This window comes from Lactobacillus crispatus (genome assembly GCF_018987235.1).
Taxonomy (GTDB): domain Bacteria; phylum Bacillota; class Bacilli; order Lactobacillales; family Lactobacillaceae; genus Lactobacillus; species Lactobacillus crispatus.
The window spans coordinates 1,343,535-1,362,323 of the sequence record NZ_CP072197.1 but is presented as its reverse complement, the minus strand read 5'-3'; the positions used below and the strand labels follow the sequence as shown (position 1 = coordinate 1,362,323).

The window sequence follows — 18,789 nt, the reverse complement described above, 5'->3', positions numbered from 1 at the left end:
AAATGACATCAGTAAGCCAACAAAATTTATTGAAACTTGCTGAAGAAGATGAGCGTAAGGGAGATCTCGAAGCAGCTATTCAAAATCTAGAAGAAGCATTACGTGGAGAGCATTCATTGGACGTTATTTTGAAACTCTGCAAACTCTATTCCGCTAATAAACAAGAAGATCAGGCATATGCTTTAATTAAAGAGGAGCCTGATCTTTTTTCTGATCAGCGAGTATTTAAAAGTTACTGTCAAATTCTAGCTAAAAATAATTTTTTTATTGAAGCTCTACAACTAAAAAATCTTGTTGGAGTGGACTTATCAGAAAAGGTAAAACCAGCTTCTGAAGAAAAACAGCGGCAGATTATGCAAAACTTTAAACAACGAGAACAGGTTACTCAGTTGGATTATGAAAGTTTACATAAGTTAAACCTGCCTAATTTTAAAGCTTTTGCACGAAGCGTCTTATTAGATCCAACGCCAGATTTTGCTGTTAGGTTGTCACTTTGTGAAGATCTAGTTCGCTTGGGACTTGAAGAAAAGTTTGAAATTTGGGTAATAGGCCAGATGGAGAGCTTTATTCCGGCGAATACACTGCTTCTAGAAAAAGAACCTAAGTACCGTGAAATTATTTCTAGCATTGGAAGCAAATTTCACAATAGTCCAAGTCAGTTGCCATTAATGCTGGGAGAAGTGAATTTGGTATTAGGCAGTCTTTACCCTAAAATTAACCAATATATTGATGAGCCTGACAGTTTTGCTAGTGATTTAGTTTCATTTTTACAAAGAAAAGATGGCCGTAGTCATCAAAAATTACTAGAAAAAATATATAAATACTTACCGCAATAAAAAATAAGTAAAAAAGGTTTACATTTTCAAACTATTTAGTATAATTAGCAAAGGATATTTTCGTTAGGCAATTTCGCTTAAGCTTTTTTACTAGGCATTTGCCGAAGAAAGTAGTACAATATTCAACAGAGAATTATCCGTTAACTTATCTCAACGGACTTCTTGCAAATTTACAGGAGGGTCATTTTAATGGCAGAAAAAGAACATTACGTTAGAACTAAGCCACACGTAAACATTGGTACTATCGGTCACGTTGACCACGGTAAGACCACTTTAACTGCGGCTATTACTACTGTTTTGGCTGACAAGGGTTTGGCTAAGGCTGAAGATTACTCACAAATCGATGCTGCACCAGAAGAAAAGGAACGTGGTATTACTATTAATACCGCCCACGTAGAATACGAAACTGAAAATCGTCACTACGCTCACATGGACGCTCCAGGCCACGCCGACTACATCAAGAACATGATTACCGGTGCTGCACAAATGGATGGTGCTATCTTAGTTGTTGCTGCAACTGATGGTCCTATGCCACAAACTCGTGAACACATTTTGCTTGCTCGTCAAGTTGGTGTTAACTACATCGTTGTTTTCTTAAACAAGTGTGATTTAGTTGACGACCCAGAATTGATCGACTTAGTTGAAATGGAAGTTCGTGACTTGTTGACTGAATACGATTACCCTGGTGACGATATTCCAGTTGTTCGTGGTTCAGCTTTGAAGGCTTTACAAGGCGACAAGGAAGCTCAAGAACAAATTCTTAAGTTGATGGACGTCGTTGACGAATACATCCCAACTCCAGAACGTCAAACTGACAAGCCATTCTTAATGCCAGTTGAAGACGTATTTACTATCACTGGTCGTGGTACTGTTGCTTCAGGTCGTATTGACCGTGGTACTGTTAAGGTCGGTGACGAAGTTGAAATCGTTGGTTTGGTAGACAAGGTTCTTAAGTCAGTTGTTACTGGTTTGGAAATGTTCCACAAGACTCTTGACTTAGGTGAAGCCGGCGATAACGTTGGTGTATTGCTTCGTGGTATTGACCGTGACCAAGTTGTTCGTGGTCAAGTATTGGCTGCTCCAGGCTCAATTCAAACCCACAAGGAATTCAAGGGTCAAGTTTATATCTTGAAGAAGGAAGAAGGCGGCCGTCACACCCCATTCTTCTCAGACTACCGTCCACAATTCTACTTCCACACCACTGATATTACTGGTGAAATTGAATTGCCAGAAGGTACTGAAATGGTTATGCCTGGTGATAACACTGAATTTACTGTTAAGTTAATCAAGCCAGCTGCCATCGAAAAGGGTACTAAGTTCACCATCCGTGAAGGTGGTCGTACCGTTGGTGCCGGTCAGGTTACTGAAATCCTTGACTAATTTCTAACGATATAGTTAAAAAAGATGCACTTCTTCACAGGAGCGCATCTTTTTTTCTACCCAAAGTCAAGTATTATCAATGATTTAAGAAAATAAATTTACTTGTTTTAATGATGCGAATAAGGTTAAAGCAAATAAGAGTTTAAATTTAAGAAAAAGCGAAAGTACCACAAATAAGCCTATGAATACTTGTAGTTTTTCCATAGGTTGCTTATACTTAAGTTGATTATTTGATTTCAGCTAAAGTCTTTTATTTTTGGTGGCTATGTTGTAATCATATAATTGATCATGTTTGATAAGAGCAAACATTGTGCGTATCAGTTTATGGACTGATGCAATGGCGATTTTCTTATAGCCTTGGCTATTTGAAGATCGTTTTTTCTTGTCATAATAATCAGTTATATGGCAAGGCTGCGTAGCCTTTACCGTCTCCATTTGAATAATAACTCGATAAAGTATTTTTCTGGCAATATGATTGCCATGCTTGGTAATGCCAAGAGAACTGTCTTTTTCACCAGATTGGTACCTTCCTGGATCAATGCCAACAAACGCATCAATTTGAGCTGAAGTGCTAAACCGTCTTAGATCACCGAGCTCTGCTACTAATCTCACTGCTGTAATTCTAGCAACCCCTGGGATACTCAAATAGATGGATAAAGCACGAGCGTTTACTGCTTTAGCCAGCTTTTCCATGTAGTTAATTACATAGTCGCGTTCTTGCTGGAGTGAAAACAAATTAGAAATGTTCCTTTGAATAGCTCTAACGATAATACTATCTTTGGAATCATAAGGATAAGCTTCTCTAGCAAAAGCGTATAATCTTGTGGTTAAGTACCGTGCCCTTTGTTGTCCTATTCCAGAAATAGAATTAAGCATTTGAGTTACCTGTGTCTCATTCTTTTCTAGAACATATCCAGCATGTGGGAAAAGACTAACAAGCGCCCAATAAATTCTGCCAGATGGATGAGACAGTATTTCTTCAATTTGTGGGAAAGTGGATTGGAGGTTGCGGTGCAATTGATTTTTAGTAGTAACTATACTCCTAGTAAGTTCTTCATAATAGCGACTGGCATTCTGAAGTTCATGATACTCTCTGGGCTGTGGATCACGCAGCTTTTGCGGGGCATTAAATTGAATTAAAGCCAGGCGATAAGCATCTACCTTATCAGTTTTATTATGGCGTAAATTATTGTCCATTAGCTTTTTCGCTTTAAGCGGATTAAGCTTCAAATACTTAATATGATAATCCTCTAAGAAAGCTTGCAGGCTTAGAGAATAAACACCAGTAGCTTCGAAAACAACTAAAGGAGTTATCAAATATTGGTTCAGTTGCTCATAAAGTTTTTGATAGCCAAAGGAATCATTAGAGATTCTAAAAGATTCGCCTTGTTTGATCCGGTCATTAACCACACAAACTGTGGAAGATTTACTGCTAACATCAATACCGAAAATAATTTGTGATTCCATAATATAACCTCCGCTGTGAAGATAAACCTCTTTATCAACCTATTAATTCTAATTTTCTAAACACGGCATCTAAGTGCCCACAGACTTCGAAGAGACTTAAGAATAGGTGGTAAAGCAGTCCGTTTCTTTTACGACATCAAGTGTCTAAAAAGCTGAAGACTTGATTTGCTTTATCTTCACTTTCTATTTTAGACAAAATAAAAAGTGCCAGATCGTGAATCCGTCGATTCATGATCCAACACTAGGTTAGTATGTTTCTTTTAAATTTGTTTTTTGCGGCCTTTTAAGGTAAGATAACTTAGTATGCAAGAAGCAAACTCAAATTTGACATTGGAGGTATTTAATTAATGTCTGTTAAATGGGAAAAGACCGGTAAGACAACCGGTGATCTTACTTTTGATATTTCACAAGATGAAATTAAATTAGGTTTAGACCAAGCTTTTAGAAGAGTAAAGAAAAACTTGCGTGTTCCTGGCTTTAGAAAGGGTCACGTATCACGTGTGATCTTTGATCAATATTACGGTGAAGAAGCATTATATGAAGATGCCTTAAATATTGTATTACCAAATGCATATTCTGCTGCTGTTAAAGAAGCAGGTATTAAGGCAGTTGGCCAACCACAAATTGTTCCTGTATCAATGGATAAGGACAAGGATTGGACTATGAAGGCTACTGTTACTGTAGAACCAGAAGTTAAGTTAGGTGACTACAAGGGTATCGAAGTTCCTAAGCAAAACACTCGTGTTTACCAAAAGGACGTTGATGCTGAACTTGACAAGCGCCGTGAACAAAATGCAGAACTTGTTCTTAAGAAGGGTAAGGCTGAAAAGGGCGATACTGTTACTATCGATTACAAGGGTACTATCGACGACAAGCCATTCGAAGGCGGCTCAGCTGAAAACTACTCACTTGAATTAGGTTCAGGTGCATTTATTCCTGGCTTTGAAGATCAACTTGAAGGCCATGAAGCCGGCGATGATGTTGATGTAGTTGTAACTTTCCCTGAAGATTACGGTGCAAAGGATTTAGCTGGTAAAGAAGCACACTTTGCAACTAAGATTCACGAAGTTAAGTCAAAGCAACTTCCTAAGTTAGACGATGAATTTGCTAAGGACGTTGATGACTCTGTAGACACCCTTGATGACTTAAAGGAAAAGATCAAGAAGGACTTGAAGGAACAAAAGGAACAACAAGCAAACGACGCTATTCAAGAAGCTGCGATTGAAGGTGCTGTAAGCAACGCTACTATCGATGAAATTCCTGATGCTATGATTCAAGAAGATGTTGATACTCAATTGAACCAATACTTGGGTAATATGCAACGTCAAGGTATTGACCCACAAACTTACTACAAGTTGACTAATACCAACGAACAACAATTGCGTTCACAATTTGAAAAGAATGCAGCTGAAAGAGTTAAAACTAACTTAGTTCTTGAAGCTATTGTTGCTGCTGAAGACCTTAAGGCAACTAAGGAAGAAATTGATAAAGAAATCAAGGATCTTGCTTCAGAATACAACATGGATGAAAAGATGGTACGTAACACCTTATCAGATGACATGTTAGGCCACGACATTACTGTACGTAAGGCTATGGATCTTATTACTGATAATGCTAAGCAAGTTGCTAAGTCAAAGCTTGAAAACAAAGAAGACGATGACAAGAAGGAAAGCAAGTAATAGTAATATTTGCTAATTTCTCAAAAAGAGCGGCTATAGGCCGCTTTTTTTGCTGTTCGAGCTTAATATTTATCAATATTAGTTAATTTATGATAATCTGATTTTTGGTAGATATAGGAGGAAAAATAATGGCAAATCAGTTTACAGATCAAGAAGAGATTAAATGCGCTTTTTGTGGCAAAACTCAAGACCAAGTTAAGAAAATGATTGCCGGTAACGGTGTATATATTTGTAATGAATGTGTTGACTTGGCTAAAAAAATTATTGACGATGAATTACGAGCAGATTCACTTAAAGCAGCTCGTGAATTACCTAAGCCTGTTGAAATAAAAAAGGAACTTGATCAATATGTTATTGGTCAAGACCGTGCTAAAAAAGTCTTATCAGTTGCTGTATATAATCACTATAAGAGAATTAGCCAAATGGATGTTGATTCTTCAACTGAATTACAAAAATCAAATATTGCAATGATCGGACCAACTGGATCAGGTAAGACATATCTTGCTCAGACTTTGGCTCGTATTTTAAATGTCCCATTTGCAATTGCCGATGCAACTACCTTGACTGAAGCAGGGTATGTTGGTGAAGACGTTGAAAATATTTTGCTTAAGTTACTACAAAATGCTGATTATGATTTGGAACGTGCACAGCGTGGCATTATTTATATTGATGAAATTGATAAAATTTCTAAAAAATCTGAGAATGTCTCAATTACGCGTGATGTTTCAGGTGAAGGTGTACAGCAATCATTATTAAAGATCTTGGAAGGTACAATTGCCTCTGTTCCACCTCAAGGTGGGCGTAAACACCCTCAACAAGAAATGATTAAGATGGACACGACTAACATTCTATTTATTGTTGGTGGGGCATTCGACGGAATTGAACAAATCGTTAAAAATCGTTTAGGTAAAAAGACCATTGGCTTTGGTGCTGAAAATGAGGCAGATAAAATTAATGCAGATGATTGGACACACCATTTGACTACAGCTGACTTAGTTAAATTTGGAATGATTCCTGAATTCATTGGTAGAATTCCAATTATTACTACGCTTGATAAATTGAGTAGTAAGGATTTGGTCAGAGTGCTAACTGAACCAAAGAATGCTTTAGTTAAGCAGTATAAGAAATTATTATCACTTGACGATGTTAATTTGAAGTTTACTGATGGTGCTCTGAAGGCAATTGCTGACTTAGCAATCCAAAGAAATATGGGTGCACGTGGACTTAGAACAATTATCGAAAATTCAATTATGGATATTATGTATGAAACTCCTAGTGAAGAGGATATTGAGACCGTTGAAGTAACTAAGGACGTAATTACTAAGCACGCTAAGCCAAAGGTAATCCGCAAAAATGCTGATAATAAAGAACAGGTAAGTGTCAATGATCATTAAAAGCAGTAGTTATGCAGTTAGTGCTGTTAGAGAAGATCAATATCCTAAAGATAACTTGCCTGAGATCGCATTAGCAGGCCGCTCAAACGTGGGAAAGTCCAGCTTGATAAATACCCTATTAAAGCGTAAAAACTTAGCTAGGACCTCGTCACAGCCTGGAAAGACACAAACTTTGAATTTCTACAAAGTCAATGAAAAATTTTATTTGGTTGATGTACCAGGTTATGGCTATGCCAAAGTTTCACAGAAGAAGCGGCAAGAATTTGGCGAAATGATTCAAGATTATTTAGAAACTAGACCCAACCTAAAGGGACTAATTATTTTAGTAGATAGTCGTCATGAACCAACCAAAGATGATATTGCTATGTATGATTATGCTCAATATCTAAATATCCCAATTTTGGTAGTTTGTACCAAGATGGATAAAATAAAAAAGAGTCAAACTAATAAGGTGATGTCAGGTTTAAAGAAAAAGTTGAATCTCAACTATGATCATGTCACCGTTTTGACTTTTAGTTCGGTCACTAAATTACATGTAACTGAATTAAGTAATTGGATTGAAAAAAGAATTAATGAATAAAAATGAAGGACTACTAGTGAATAACTAGTAGTTTTTTCTTATGAGCCTAAAATTAGAATAAATTTATTCAAGATAAACGATGCTAAAATGGAAAGTGTAAATAGAAAGTAGAGGCTTTATCTTGGATGATGAAAATTCACAAACTAAAAAATCATTGACGACTATGAGCCTTGTGTTGATGATTATCACAACGGTTTATGGTTTTGGCAATGTTTCTGTTTCTTATGAGCAAATGACATATGCTGGGATCATTTGGTTTATTTTGGCTTGCGTCTATTTCTTTTTCCCAGCTGGCTTAATGATGGCATAATATGGGTCTGCTTTTCATGATGCTCAAGGTGGTATTTATTCATGGTTAGCTGGCTCAATTGGACAAAAATAGGCCTTTATTGGGACTTTTGTATGGCTGGCTAACTGGGTGCTGTGGCTGGTTGCAAGCGCCTCAAGGCTTTGGATTTCAATCTCTGCCCTTATTTTTGGCAAAGATACAACTCAAGAATGGAATATTTTGGGCTTGCATGGTACTCAATTGATAGGTGTACTAGCAATTTTATTCATGATTGTATCAACGTACCTGTCTTCCAGAGGGATAACTGGAATTAAAATTATGTCATCAATCGGTGGTTGGTTTATGATTGTAATGAATGCAGTCTTTATTCTAGCTAGTTTAACGGTCTTGATTATGAATCATGGGCAATTGGCTCAGCCGATTACTGGGTGGCAAAGTTTTATTATTTCGCCTAATAAAAGTTTTCAAACGCCAATTACGATTATTTCTTTCGTAGTTTATGCAGTCTTTGCATATGGTGGGATGGAAACCATCGGTGATGTGATTGACAGTATGAAACACCCAGAAAAAGATTTCCCTAAATGCTTAATTATTGGGTCATTGTTCACTATTATTTCTTATGTTTTGATGATTTTTATGACCGGCTTTTCAGTTAATTATCAAAAAGATATTTTAGCAGCCAATGCCAATACTGGAAATATTACGTATACCGTATATGGCACACTTGGCAAAGCCTTTGGAACCGCACTTCATTTGGATCCTAACACGAGTTTATTGATTGGTAAATTCTTTACTAGAGCAATTGCTTTATCTGGTTTGATGGGAATGGCAGGTGCTTTCTTTGTTTTGCTTTAAATCCTTCATCATGGGATCTGATCCACGTTTATGGCCTAAGGCAGCGACTAGCTTTTATCAAATTCTGACGGATATGGGTAACGTAGCCGCTACTGCACCTTATATTTTTTATCGCGTTTCCAAGAAAAAGCATGGCTTGAAAGACTTAGATTAATAATTAAAAAGTAAAAATGGCTTGCGTGTTGCAAGCCATTTTTTTACGCTAAAGTTGTAATGTCATTGAACTTTGGCAGATTAGCAATAAATTTTTCATAAGCACTTTGTTCAGCAGTCTTTTGGATCTGGACATTGGAAAAATCACCTTTCCTTAAGTCAGCTTCAGAAAGCTTAATTCGATGAGTAAAAGTAGCGTTACCAATAAGCTCGATCCAATAACTATTTTTTTCATAATGCACGATAGTTTTAACCATACCGCCAGGATTATAAACTGATATTGGTGTATTTAAGTTGCCTATTTCGGGGTGGGTTAAAGTAAGAGCAAGAGAAGTCGCGGACATTCCAGTACCACAGGCATTGGTAAAACCAACGCCCCGTTCGTAAGTGCGGACAAAAAGTTTATTTTTATCTAAAATTTGCGCGAAATTAACATTGACGCCATCTGTAAAGTAGGGATTATTGCTATTTAATTTTTTACCAACAATGCCTAAGATCGGGCCGGTAATTTCTGCTTGATTAACAAAAGAAATCAAATGTGGGTTAGGTACGGCAATTGAAGTAAAACGTAATCCAGGATAAATTTCTGGCAACCAAGCATCAATAATCCGTTCTTGTCCTAAATTATCAAAAGGGAGTGCCTCTTTATTAAAGCGTACAGGAGAGATCTCAACTGCAAATGCTGGCACGTTAGAAGCAAAATCTTTTTCTCTTCTAACACGTAAGCTGGCATTCATTGTGTCAACTAGGAAATTATCTTTTCCCGTTTTTTCACTTAGGTAACGAGCAACGGTGCGTAGGCCGTTGCCACACATTGATGCTTCACTTCCATCAGCATTGATTACACGCATCTGGCCAAGTGAGTTAGAATGCACGGGATGATTAACTACTAAAACGCCATCTGCTCCGTGAAGCAGTCCAGTTTGTGGATTGGTAATCTTTTGCGTAAAATTTTTTAGCTCGGCGTCACTTAATTCGTGTTCGAATTGTGTTTGATCAAGAATAAAGAAATGATTTTGCGAACCGTGAACTTTGAATAAATTAATCATAATGCCCCCTAATTAAAAAACTTTTGATAAATAATTTTTACTGCTTCATCAGCCTTTTCTTTTTTAGTACCGATCATGATTGAAATTTGAGAAGCTCCCTGATTGATCATTTGTGGTGAAATATCATGATCGCCTAAAGAATCGATAATTTGACGGCTGATGGTATGTTTTTGTCGCATTCCTTCGCCGACAACCATAATAATTGCATAATCTTCAATCCATTCGAGTTGATCTGGATTAATTGTAGCTTGAATTTCATTACAAATTTGATCAATTAACTGATCGTTTAGAAAATCATTGTTAAAAATAATGGTAATATCGTCAATCCCAGATGGCATATGCTCATATGGAATATTATGTTGGTATAAAATTTGTAATATACGTAAGGTGAAACCAGCTTCTTTATTGAGCAAATATTTATGCAAATATAATGCGGAAAAATGTTTTTGGCTGGTTACGCCGGCTATTGCATTATCTGGGACAAAATCCTTTTCTGGGACAATCATAGTGCCAGGATTGCTAGGATCATGAGTATTTTTCACATTGATAGGAATCTGTCCTTGAATAGCAGGAATCAATGCTTCATCGTGAAAAACAGAAAAGCCAGCATATGACAACTCTCGCATTTCGCGATAAGTCATTTTCTTGATGGATTGGGGATGCTCAATAATATGAGGATTAGCGGCAAAAATCCCATTGACATCTGTAAAATTTTCATAGAGATCAGCATGAAAGCCGCGAGCTAGAATAGCCCCGGTAATGTCTGACCCGCCACGGGAAAAAGTGGCGATATTACCAGACGGAGTCATGCCAAAAAAGCCAGGAAATACGATACGTTCATCAGCCTTAATTTTAATTTGGTCAAGATTTAAGTAGCTCTCTGGATTGACAATGGCATCATTGGGCTCGCCAGTCACGATTAAACCGGCTTCAGCCGGATCAAGAAAACGACTATTAATTCCTTGATGGCGTAAAATTAAAGTAATTAAACGAGCATTAAGCCGTTCACCATGTGCCTTAAATGCAGCTAAAAGATATTTTTCGTTAGGATAACCCTGATTGGGCAACTCTAATAAAATTTGTTTAATAATACTTAATTCCGTATCTGCTAAGCCAAAATAATGACCAATTTCTTGATAGCGACTAAAAATTTTATTCACGATTTCAACACAATTCTTGTGCTTTAAGGCTAAATCTGCGTACTTGATTAACAGATCAGTAACTTTGATATCTGTTGTATTCCTTTTGCCTGGGGCAGAGACAACCATTACTTGTCGTTGAGGATCGCTGAGAATAATTTGAATTGCTTGTGCAACACTTTCACCGGTAGCTAAAGAAGAGCCACCAAACTTTACGATTTTCATTTCAAAACTCCTTTTGTTTTCAGAAATCATTAATTTAAATAAAAAAGTCAGACTAAATTTAATTGAATTCTAACATTCTTTTTTAATCTTGCAAGTGATGACTGTAATTTATCACTCTAAATGCCGCATTGTTACAAATAAAATTAAATTTTTATAATAAATTTGTTGACTATATTTTTATAAAATTGTAAACTACAGTCAATCGAAGAGGCGCAGCCGACATAAGTAACAATTCTGAGTTGGGCAAAACGAAGATGAATTGTAAAAGGGGAGGTTGCCGAAGCTGAGTCATGCTAAAGGCTTGAGCTGGGGCGTAGTTGAATAAACTGCGGACTGTCGCGAACAAAATTCGCGGAGCGCTATCGACCATAGATTAAGTAGAAATTAATCCATTGTTTGTTTGGCGCAGACAATGGATTTTTTATTAGCGTTTCGCCTGAAAAAGACAGGAGAACAAAATGAATTCACAAATTGCAGTAGATCAGATTAATGAGCAAGGCCATTTAACGATTGGTGGAGTTGATACAGTAGAATTAGCTCAAAAGTATGGTACGCCATTAGTAGTTTATGATGTCGATCAAATTCGTCGACAAATTCGGGCTTTTAAGAAAGTTTTTGAAGAAGAAAACATGGCCTATGCTGTTAGTTATGCAAGTAAAGCTTTCGCAGCAATCGCAATGTATCAAGTTATTGCAGAAGAGGGAGCATACACTGACGTAGTTTCAGCAGGTGAGTTATTTACTGCAATAAAAGCCAATTTTCCAATGGAGAGAGTTAGCTTTCATGGTAATAATAAATCATTAACTGAATTGGAAATGGCTGTAAAAAATCATGTTGGCAAAATTATTATTGATAATTTTCATGAGATTCAGTTATTGGCGCAAGTTTTAAAAAAGTACGATGCTACGATTAGTGTCATGTTGCGTATTGCACCAGGGATTTCAGCACATACCCATGAATATGATCAAACAGGTCAGATTGATAGTAAATTTGGCTTTGATCTTGAATCAGGTCAAGCAGAAAAGGCATTAAAACAAGTTCTAGCTAATCCTAGGATGAAAATGTTGGGGATTCATGCTCACATTGGCTCACAGATTTTTGCCTTAAACGGCTTTGAAATGGCAGCACAAAAATTAATGGTAGTAGCGCAAGATTGGCGAGAAAAGTATGGCTATCTTGCACAAGTTATTAATGTTGGTGGCGGTTTTGGGATTAAATATACCCAAGAAGATCATCCATTACGACCAGAAGAATTTGTTAAGACGATTGTTAAGGTGATCAAAACTGAAGCTGAAAAAATGAATTATCCTTTACCTGAAATCGATATTGAACCGGGAAGATCAATTGTTGGTCCAGCCGGTTACAACCTTTATACGGTGGGTAGCCGTAAGGATATTCCAGGTTATCGTTCTTATATTACTGTCGATGGCGGGATGGGAGATAATATTCGCCCTGCACTTTATCAGGCTAAGTATGAAACAGTTTTAGCCACCGATCCACAAGCGCCTTTGACTGAACATGTTCGTATTGCTGGTAAGTATTGCGAGAGTGGCGATATATTAGCAGAAGATCAAGCTTTGCCACAAGTCAAAGCTGGAGACTTGTTAGCGATGTTGGATACAGGTGCATATGGGTATTCAATGGCTTCAAATTATAATCGTAATCCTCGACCAGCAGTGGTATTTGCAGAAAATGGTAAAGCAAAATTAGTCATTAAGCGTGAAAGTTTAGAAGACTTGGTTCATTTAGATCAATCATATTTAAATTAGAAAAGAGAAAAAAGATGGCAAAGTTAGATGCAAAAAGTATTATTGATTACATCGGTAATGCACCAAAAAAGACACCGGTAAAAGTCTTTATTAAAGGAGATTTAGCACAAATTGATTTTCCAAAGAAAATTGAGAATTTTACTGAAGCTCATTCTGGCGTGATCTTTGGTGACTGGAAAGATATTGAACCATTTTTAAAAGAAAATCATCAAATTACGGCCTACCATATTGAAAATGATGCACGAAATTCAGCAGTTCCTTTATTGGACTTCAAAAAAGTTAATGCTCGAATTGAACCAGGAGCTATTATTCGTGATCAAGTGGTAATTTATGATGGGTGCCATTATTAATATTGGAGCAGAAATCGGGGCTAATACGATGATTGATATGGGCGTAGTTCTCGGTGGCCGTGCCATTGTTGGACAACATTGTCATATTGGAGCTGGTAGCGTATTGGCTGGTGTAATTGAGCCTGCTTCAGCTAAACCGGTTCAAATTGATGATAATGTCATGATTGGAGCTAATGCAGTTGTAATTGAGGGTGTTCATGTAGGTGAAGGAGCCGTTATTGCAGCCGGAGCAGTAGTTACTCATGATGTGCCAGCACATACAATGGTAGCGGGCGTTCCTGCTAAAATTATTAAAAAAGTTGATGAAAAAACTAGTAGTAAGACGGAACTAGAAGATAATCTGAGAAAGTTATAAAATGTCAGTTTTAAGTGAAAGTGAGTTAATTCAAATTAGAAGGCATTTACATCAAATACCTGAATTAGCACTAGCAGAAAAAGAAACACATGATTATTTAATCGAGGTAATTCAAAAATTTAAGCAAGATTATTTGGAAGTTGAGATGCCGTCGACACTGCCTACCGCAATTCTAGTATTAGTTAAAGGAAGAAAACCGCACAGAACGATAGGATATCGTGCTGATATCGATGCTTTACCAGTTACTGAAAAAACTGGACTGGCATTTTCATCAAAACATGAGGGAGTAATGCATGCATGCGGACATGATATTCATATGACCGTGGCATTAGGTTTGTTAAGCTATTTTAGTGAAAATCAGCCACAAGATAATTTGCTTTTTTTCTTTCAGCCAGCCGAGGAAAGCCAAAGTGGTGGGATGCAAGCTTATGAAAAAAGAATTTTTCATGATCAATTTAAACCTGACGAGTTCTATGGCTTGCATGATAACCCCGTTTTGCCTGCTGGTAGCATTGGGTGTCGGATGGGTACACTTTTTGCTGGTACAACTGAAGTCAATATTGATATTTTAGGTAAAAGTGGACACGCAGCTTTTCCGCAAGATGCAAATGATACGGTAGTTGCAGCAGCAAGTTTGATCATGCAGGTTCAAACTATTATTTCACGAAGCATAGATCCAATTCAAAGTGGTGTTATTACTCTAGGCAAAATCGAAGCTGGTACGATTAGAAATGTAATTGCTGGTCAAGCTAGAATTGAGGGCACGATTCGTGGCTTAACTCAAAATATGATTTTGACAATCGATCAACGTCTCAAAGAAATCTGTCTTGGTATTGAGAAAAGCTTTGGTGTAGAAGTGAAGTTAGATTTGAATCAAGGTGGATATTGGCCAGTAGAAAATAACCCACAATTAACCAAGAACTTTATTTCATATATGAAAAGCCAGCCGACGGTTAACTTTATTACTACTGAACCAAAAATGACGGGTGAAGATTTTGGCTTTTTGCTGGCTAAATTCCCTGGGACAATGTTTTGGCTAGGTGTTGGTGATCCTGATTCACAATTGCATACGGCTACACTTAATCCTGATGAGAAAAGCATTCAGCGCGGCGTTGATGCAATCAAAGGATTTTTGATTAATAGAATGAGGCAATAAAATGGCAACATTAATTGATGCAGATTTGTTAACGGCGATTGTTACGCCATTTGATGAGAATCAAAAAATAGATTTTGCCAGTTTAGAAAAGCTGGTTAATTATTTAATTGACCAAGGTTGCAATGGCTTTGTAGTTGGTGGTACGACCGGAGAAACGCCAACTCTGACTCATGATGAAAAGATAGACTTGTACCAGCATTTTGGTCAAATTGTTAATGGACGTGTTCCGGTTATTGCAGGAACGGGCAGTAACGACACTGCAACCACTATCGCCTTCACCAATGAGGTAGCACAGATTAAAGGAATTGATTATGCCTTAGTAGTAGTGCCACCGTACAATAAGCCTGATCAGCGTAGCATGATTGCACATTTTAGTGCTGTTAATGCTCAGACTAAAATGCCAATTATGATTTATAACATTCCCGGTAGAACTGGCGTAAAAATGGAAAAAGAAACGGTAGTCCAATTATCACGCCTTAAAAATATTAAGGGAATCAAACAATGTGCATCTTTAGAAGAAATGGAATACATTATTGATCATAAAGATCCTAATTTTTTGGTATTTAGTGGTGAAGATACGCAAGCGTTACCTGCAAGATTACTAGGAGCCAATGGCGTTATTTCCGTAGCTAGCCATTTATATTGCAAACAAATGCGGCGAATGTTTGATGATCTTTATGAAGGAAATTATCCTGAAGCGGGCACGATTCAACGCTGGTTAACGCCGAAAATGCAGGCTTTGTTTATGTATCCTTCACCAGCTCCTGTTAAGGCAGCCTTGAATGCTCAAGGATTTATAGTAGGGGGATGTCGTTTGCCATTAGTCGCTTTAGGTGATGAGGAAAAAGAAAAGTTGGCCCAGCATTTAGGTTTAAATGCTAATGCATTGATGCAAAAGTTGCCACTTAATTTAGGAAAGGATTGGTAAGACGAGATGCCTAAAAAAGTACTAATAGCTGGGTTTACTGGCGCAATGGGGCAAAAGGCTGTTAGTTTAGTTAATCAGCTGCCCAATTTTGAATTGGTGGCTGGATTTGCTCCAAAGGCAGTAAATGAGCCTGAAAGATATCATTTACCTAAAACAGCCCAAATTTTTAACCAATTAAGTCAAATTCCTGACCATGCTGCAGATATTTGGATTGATTTTACTACTCCCGCAGCTGTCTATGACAATGTTTATTTTGCTTTAACGCATCAAATTAAACCTATTGTGGGAACTACTGGCTTGAGTGATGATCAAGAAGCAACTTTGATTGAACTAGCCAAAAAGGAAAAATTAGGTGGCTTAATCGCACCTAATTTTGGAATGTCGGCAGTTTTATTAATGAAGTTTGCTGAAGAAGCTGCTAAGTATTTCCCTGATGTTGAAATTATTGAAATGCATCATGCAGATAAAAAAGATGCACCTTCAGGCACTGCTTTAGCTACTGCAAAAATGATCGCGCAAAATCGTCCTGAACATCAAACTGCGCCTGATGAAACTGAGACTTTAGCCAATGTTCGCGGTGGAGATTATCAAGGAATTAAAATCCATTCAGTACGCTTACCTGGCTATATTGCACATGAGCAAGTTTTATTTGGTGGACCTGGCGAAGCTTTAACCATTAGACAGGATTCATTTGATCGTGATTCCTTTATGAGTGGGGTTAAAGTTGCTTTAGAAAAAGTAGATCAATTAACTGAACTAGTTATTGGCTTAGAGAATATTTTATAAGAGGAAAAATTATGCCAGAATTAGCAAATGACTTAGCTTTAAGTAAGAAGATTCAATCTGTTAAGGCTTCGGGGATTAGGATTTTTGATAATAAAGTTTCAACCATTCCTGGAATTATCAAGCTGACTTTGGGTGAGCCTGATATGAATACACCTGAGCATGTTAAAACAGCTGCAATTGAAAGTATTCGAAATAATGATTCACACTATGCGCCACAAAAGGGAAAATTGGAACTTAGGCAAGCAATTAGCAATTATTTGAAAAAAGCAACTGGAGTAGTTTACGATCCAGAAACTGAAATTGTGGTTACAGTTGGCGCAACTGAAGCAATTAATGCGACACTATTTTCAATTACCAATCCGGGTGATAAGGTTGCTATTCCTACACCGGTATTTTCACTATATTGGCCAGTTGCAACTTTAGCAGATGCAGATTATGTATTAATGAACACGTCAGAAGATAACTTTAAATTAACGCCAGAAAGATTAGAAAGTACACTTAAGGAAGAATCTAATATCAAGGCGGTTATCTTAAACTACCCAGTTAATCCGACAGGAGTTGAATATACCGAAAGCGAAATTAGGGCATTAGCTGAAGTGATAAAAGCACACAATCTGTACGTAATTACTGATGAAATTTACAGTACTTTAACTTATGGCGTTAAGCATTTTTCAATTGCAAGTGTGATTCCTGAACGGGCAATTTATATTTCTGGATTATCTAAGTCACATGCAATGACAGGATACCGACTGGGTTATGTAGCTGGTCCGGCAAAAATTATGGAACAAATTGGTAAAGTCCATGGTTTAATGGTTACGACTACAACTGACTCTTCTCAAGCTGCAGCGACTGAAGCTTTGGAGCATGGATTGGATGATCCAGAAAAATACCGCAAAATATATCAAAGACGGCGCGATTTTGTGTTGGATGAATTAGCTAAGATGGGGATGCAAGCAGTTAAACCACAGGGAGCATTTTATATTTTCGCTAAGATTCCAGCTAAATATGGTAAAAATGATATGCAATTTGCACTGGATTTAGCATTTGAAGCAAAAGTCGGTATTACTCCAGGTAGTGCTTTTGGTCCTGGTGGAGAAGGGTACGTTAGAATGTCATATGCTTCCAGTGATGAAAATCTACATGAAGCGATGGAAAGAATGAAGAATTTTTTGCGAGGAGAAAAATAATGGTGAGAGAATATAATGTTGCAATTCTAGGTGCTACTGGTGCCGTGGGAAGAAGAATGATCGAACAATTGGAACAATCAACGATACCAGTTAAAAGCTTAAAGCTACTCGCATCCTCACGTTCAGCAGGTACAGTTTTAAAATTTAAGGATCAAGATTTGACAGTTGAAGAAACTACACCAGAATCATTTGATGGTGTAGATTTAGTACTTTCCTCAGCTGGTGGTGCAGTGTCAAAGAAGTTTCTGCCGGAAGCCGTTAAGCGTGGTGCTGTCTGTGTTGATAATACATCAGCATTTAGAATGGAACCAGATGTACCACTGGTTGTACCTGAAGTTAATCCAGAAGCATTGAAAAAGCATCACGGCATCATTGCCAATCCAAATTGTTCAACAATTCAAATGGTAATGGCTTTGGAACCAGTTCGAAGAAAATTTGGTTTGAAACAAATTATCGTTTCCACTTATCAAGCTGCTTCAGGAGCAGGGCAAGCAGCAATTGATGAATTAAAAAAGGAAAGTCAAGATTACCTTGATGGTAAAGACATGCAAGCAGATGCTCATATTTTACCTACTAAAGGAGACAAAAAGCATTACCCATTAGCCTTTAATTTGTTACCTCAAATTGATGTTTTAGAAGATAGTGGCTATTCTCATGAAGAATGGAAGATGATTCATGAAACAAAGAAGATCATGCTGAATGACATGAATGCCAAAGATATCAAGGTAACTGCAACTTGTGTTAGGGTTCCTGTGCCAATTTCTCATGGGGAAAGTGTCTACTTTACTGTTGAAGATGAGACTGCAACGGCACAAGATATTAAAGATGCAGTTGCTGCCTTTCCAGGTAATGTTTTGGAAGATGATATTAAACATCAAATTTATCCGCAACCAATTAATGCAACAGGTAAGCGAGAAACTTTTGTTGGCCGCATTCGCCCTGATTATGAAAATAAGGGTGCCTTCAACATGTGGATTGTAGCCGATAATTTGCTTAAGGGTGCTGCATGGAATACGGTTGAAAATGCGGAATACCTAGTTAAGATGAACTTACTATAAAAATTTTAAAAAATAAAAATGAAAGCGCAAACCATGATTAAAAGTGATTTTGCGCTTTTTGATTGTGGTAGAATAGTTCAGGATTAAAAGGAGATTGAAATTTTGAAGACACTAAAAAAGTTCGGGATAGCTTTCATTTTATTTTGTTCATCGT

At 37.2% G+C, this 18,789-nt stretch carries 14 protein-coding genes, 2 pseudogenes and 1 riboswitch; of the genes and pseudogenes, 13 read left to right on the top strand and 3 right to left on the bottom strand.

Annotated elements, in window-relative coordinates:
- The first annotated feature begins 2 nt into the window (after positions 1–2).
- Both J6L97_RS06560 and tuf read left to right on the top strand, forming a co-directional pair.
- Entirely contained in the window at positions 3–836 is an 834-nt protein-coding gene (locus J6L97_RS06560) for a tetratricopeptide repeat protein (protein WP_057726395.1), read from the top strand.
- Between the two features lie 189 nt (positions 837–1,025).
- Positions 1,026–2,216 carry an elongation factor Tu gene (gene tuf / locus J6L97_RS06555; protein ID WP_013086177.1) on the top strand — a complete coding sequence of 397 codons (1,191 nt, stop codon included), beginning with the start codon at positions 1,026–1,028 and terminating at the stop codon, positions 2,214–2,216.
- A 240-nt stretch (positions 2,217–2,456) separates the two neighbouring features.
- On the opposite strand, the gene J6L97_RS06550 is transcribed toward tuf, so the two are convergent.
- Positions 2,457–3,686: an IS110 family RNA-guided transposase gene (locus tag J6L97_RS06550; RefSeq protein WP_080592494.1), complete on the bottom strand. Its 1,230-nt coding sequence runs from the start codon at positions 3,684–3,686 to the stop codon at positions 2,457–2,459.
- Positions 3,687–4,030: 344 nt separating this feature from the next.
- Between J6L97_RS06550 and tig the strand changes: the two genes are divergently transcribed.
- The 4 genes and pseudogenes from tig to yjeM form a co-directional block, all read left to right on the top strand.
- Positions 4,031–5,362, top strand: a complete 1,332-nt coding sequence (tig, locus tag J6L97_RS06545) for a trigger factor (RefSeq protein ID WP_054832768.1) — start codon at positions 4,031–4,033, stop codon at positions 5,360–5,362.
- A 128-nt stretch (positions 5,363–5,490) separates the two neighbouring features.
- Complete coding sequence (gene clpX / locus J6L97_RS06540; protein WP_057726679.1) at positions 5,491–6,756, top strand: ATP-dependent Clp protease ATP-binding subunit ClpX; 1,266 nt, start codon at positions 5,491–5,493, stop codon at positions 6,754–6,756.
- Complete coding sequence (yihA, locus tag J6L97_RS06535) at positions 6,746–7,336, top strand: ribosome biogenesis GTP-binding protein YihA/YsxC (RefSeq protein ID WP_013086179.1); 591 nt, start codon at positions 6,746–6,748, stop codon at positions 7,334–7,336. The genes clpX and yihA overlap by 11 nt, the downstream gene beginning before the upstream one ends.
- A 163-nt stretch (positions 7,337–7,499) precedes the next feature.
- Positions 7,500–8,589: pseudogene (gene yjeM / locus J6L97_RS06530) on the top strand (glutamate/gamma-aminobutyrate family transporter YjeM); the annotation flags it as partial.
- Between the two features lie 88 nt (positions 8,590–8,677).
- On the opposite strand, the gene dapF reads toward yjeM, so the two are convergent.
- Both dapF and J6L97_RS06520 read right to left on the bottom strand, forming a co-directional pair.
- Entirely contained in the window at positions 8,678–9,682 is a 1,005-nt protein-coding gene (gene dapF, locus J6L97_RS06525) for a diaminopimelate epimerase (protein ID WP_005718898.1), read from the bottom strand.
- A gap of 8 nt (positions 9,683–9,690) precedes the next feature.
- Positions 9,691–11,046, bottom strand: a complete 1,356-nt coding sequence (locus J6L97_RS06520; protein WP_057726680.1) for an aspartate kinase — start codon at positions 11,044–11,046, stop codon at positions 9,691–9,693.
- 197 nt (positions 11,047–11,243) lie between these two features.
- A riboswitch (Lysine riboswitch) is annotated at positions 11,244–11,417 on the top strand.
- Positions 11,418–11,504: 87 nt separating this feature from the next.
- Between J6L97_RS06520 and lysA the strand changes: the two genes are divergently transcribed.
- From lysA to J6L97_RS06485, 7 genes and pseudogenes are all read left to right on the top strand, one after another.
- The gene (lysA, locus tag J6L97_RS06515) at positions 11,505–12,815 is read left to right on the top strand and encodes a diaminopimelate decarboxylase (protein WP_057726681.1); all 1,311 of its coding nucleotides are present in this window, start codon (positions 11,505–11,507) and stop codon (positions 12,813–12,815) included.
- Positions 12,816–12,829: 14 nt separating this feature from the next.
- Positions 12,830–13,520: pseudogene (dapD, locus tag J6L97_RS06510) on the top strand (2,3,4,5-tetrahydropyridine-2,6-dicarboxylate N-acetyltransferase).
- A gap of 1 nt (position 13,521) precedes the next feature.
- Positions 13,522–14,676 carry an N-acetyldiaminopimelate deacetylase gene (locus J6L97_RS06505; RefSeq protein WP_057726682.1) on the top strand — a complete coding sequence of 385 codons (1,155 nt, stop codon included), beginning with the start codon at positions 13,522–13,524 and terminating at the stop codon, positions 14,674–14,676.
- 1 nt (position 14,677) lies between these two features.
- Positions 14,678–15,604 carry a 4-hydroxy-tetrahydrodipicolinate synthase gene (dapA, locus tag J6L97_RS06500; protein ID WP_005718903.1) on the top strand — a complete coding sequence of 309 codons (927 nt, stop codon included), beginning with the start codon at positions 14,678–14,680 and terminating at the stop codon, positions 15,602–15,604.
- A gap of 6 nt (positions 15,605–15,610) precedes the next feature.
- Positions 15,611–16,390: a 4-hydroxy-tetrahydrodipicolinate reductase gene (gene dapB, locus J6L97_RS06495; protein ID WP_005718904.1), complete on the top strand. Its 780-nt coding sequence runs from the start codon at positions 15,611–15,613 to the stop codon at positions 16,388–16,390.
- Between the two features lie 11 nt (positions 16,391–16,401).
- The gene (locus J6L97_RS06490) at positions 16,402–17,577 is read left to right on the top strand and encodes an aminotransferase class I/II-fold pyridoxal phosphate-dependent enzyme (protein WP_023488387.1); all 1,176 of its coding nucleotides are present in this window, start codon (positions 16,402–16,404) and stop codon (positions 17,575–17,577) included.
- Entirely contained in the window at positions 17,577–18,635 is a 1,059-nt protein-coding gene (locus J6L97_RS06485; RefSeq protein WP_013086190.1) for an aspartate-semialdehyde dehydrogenase, read from the top strand. The genes J6L97_RS06490 and J6L97_RS06485 overlap by 1 nt, the downstream gene beginning before the upstream one ends.
- The last annotated feature ends 154 nt before the right edge of the window (positions 18,636–18,789 follow it).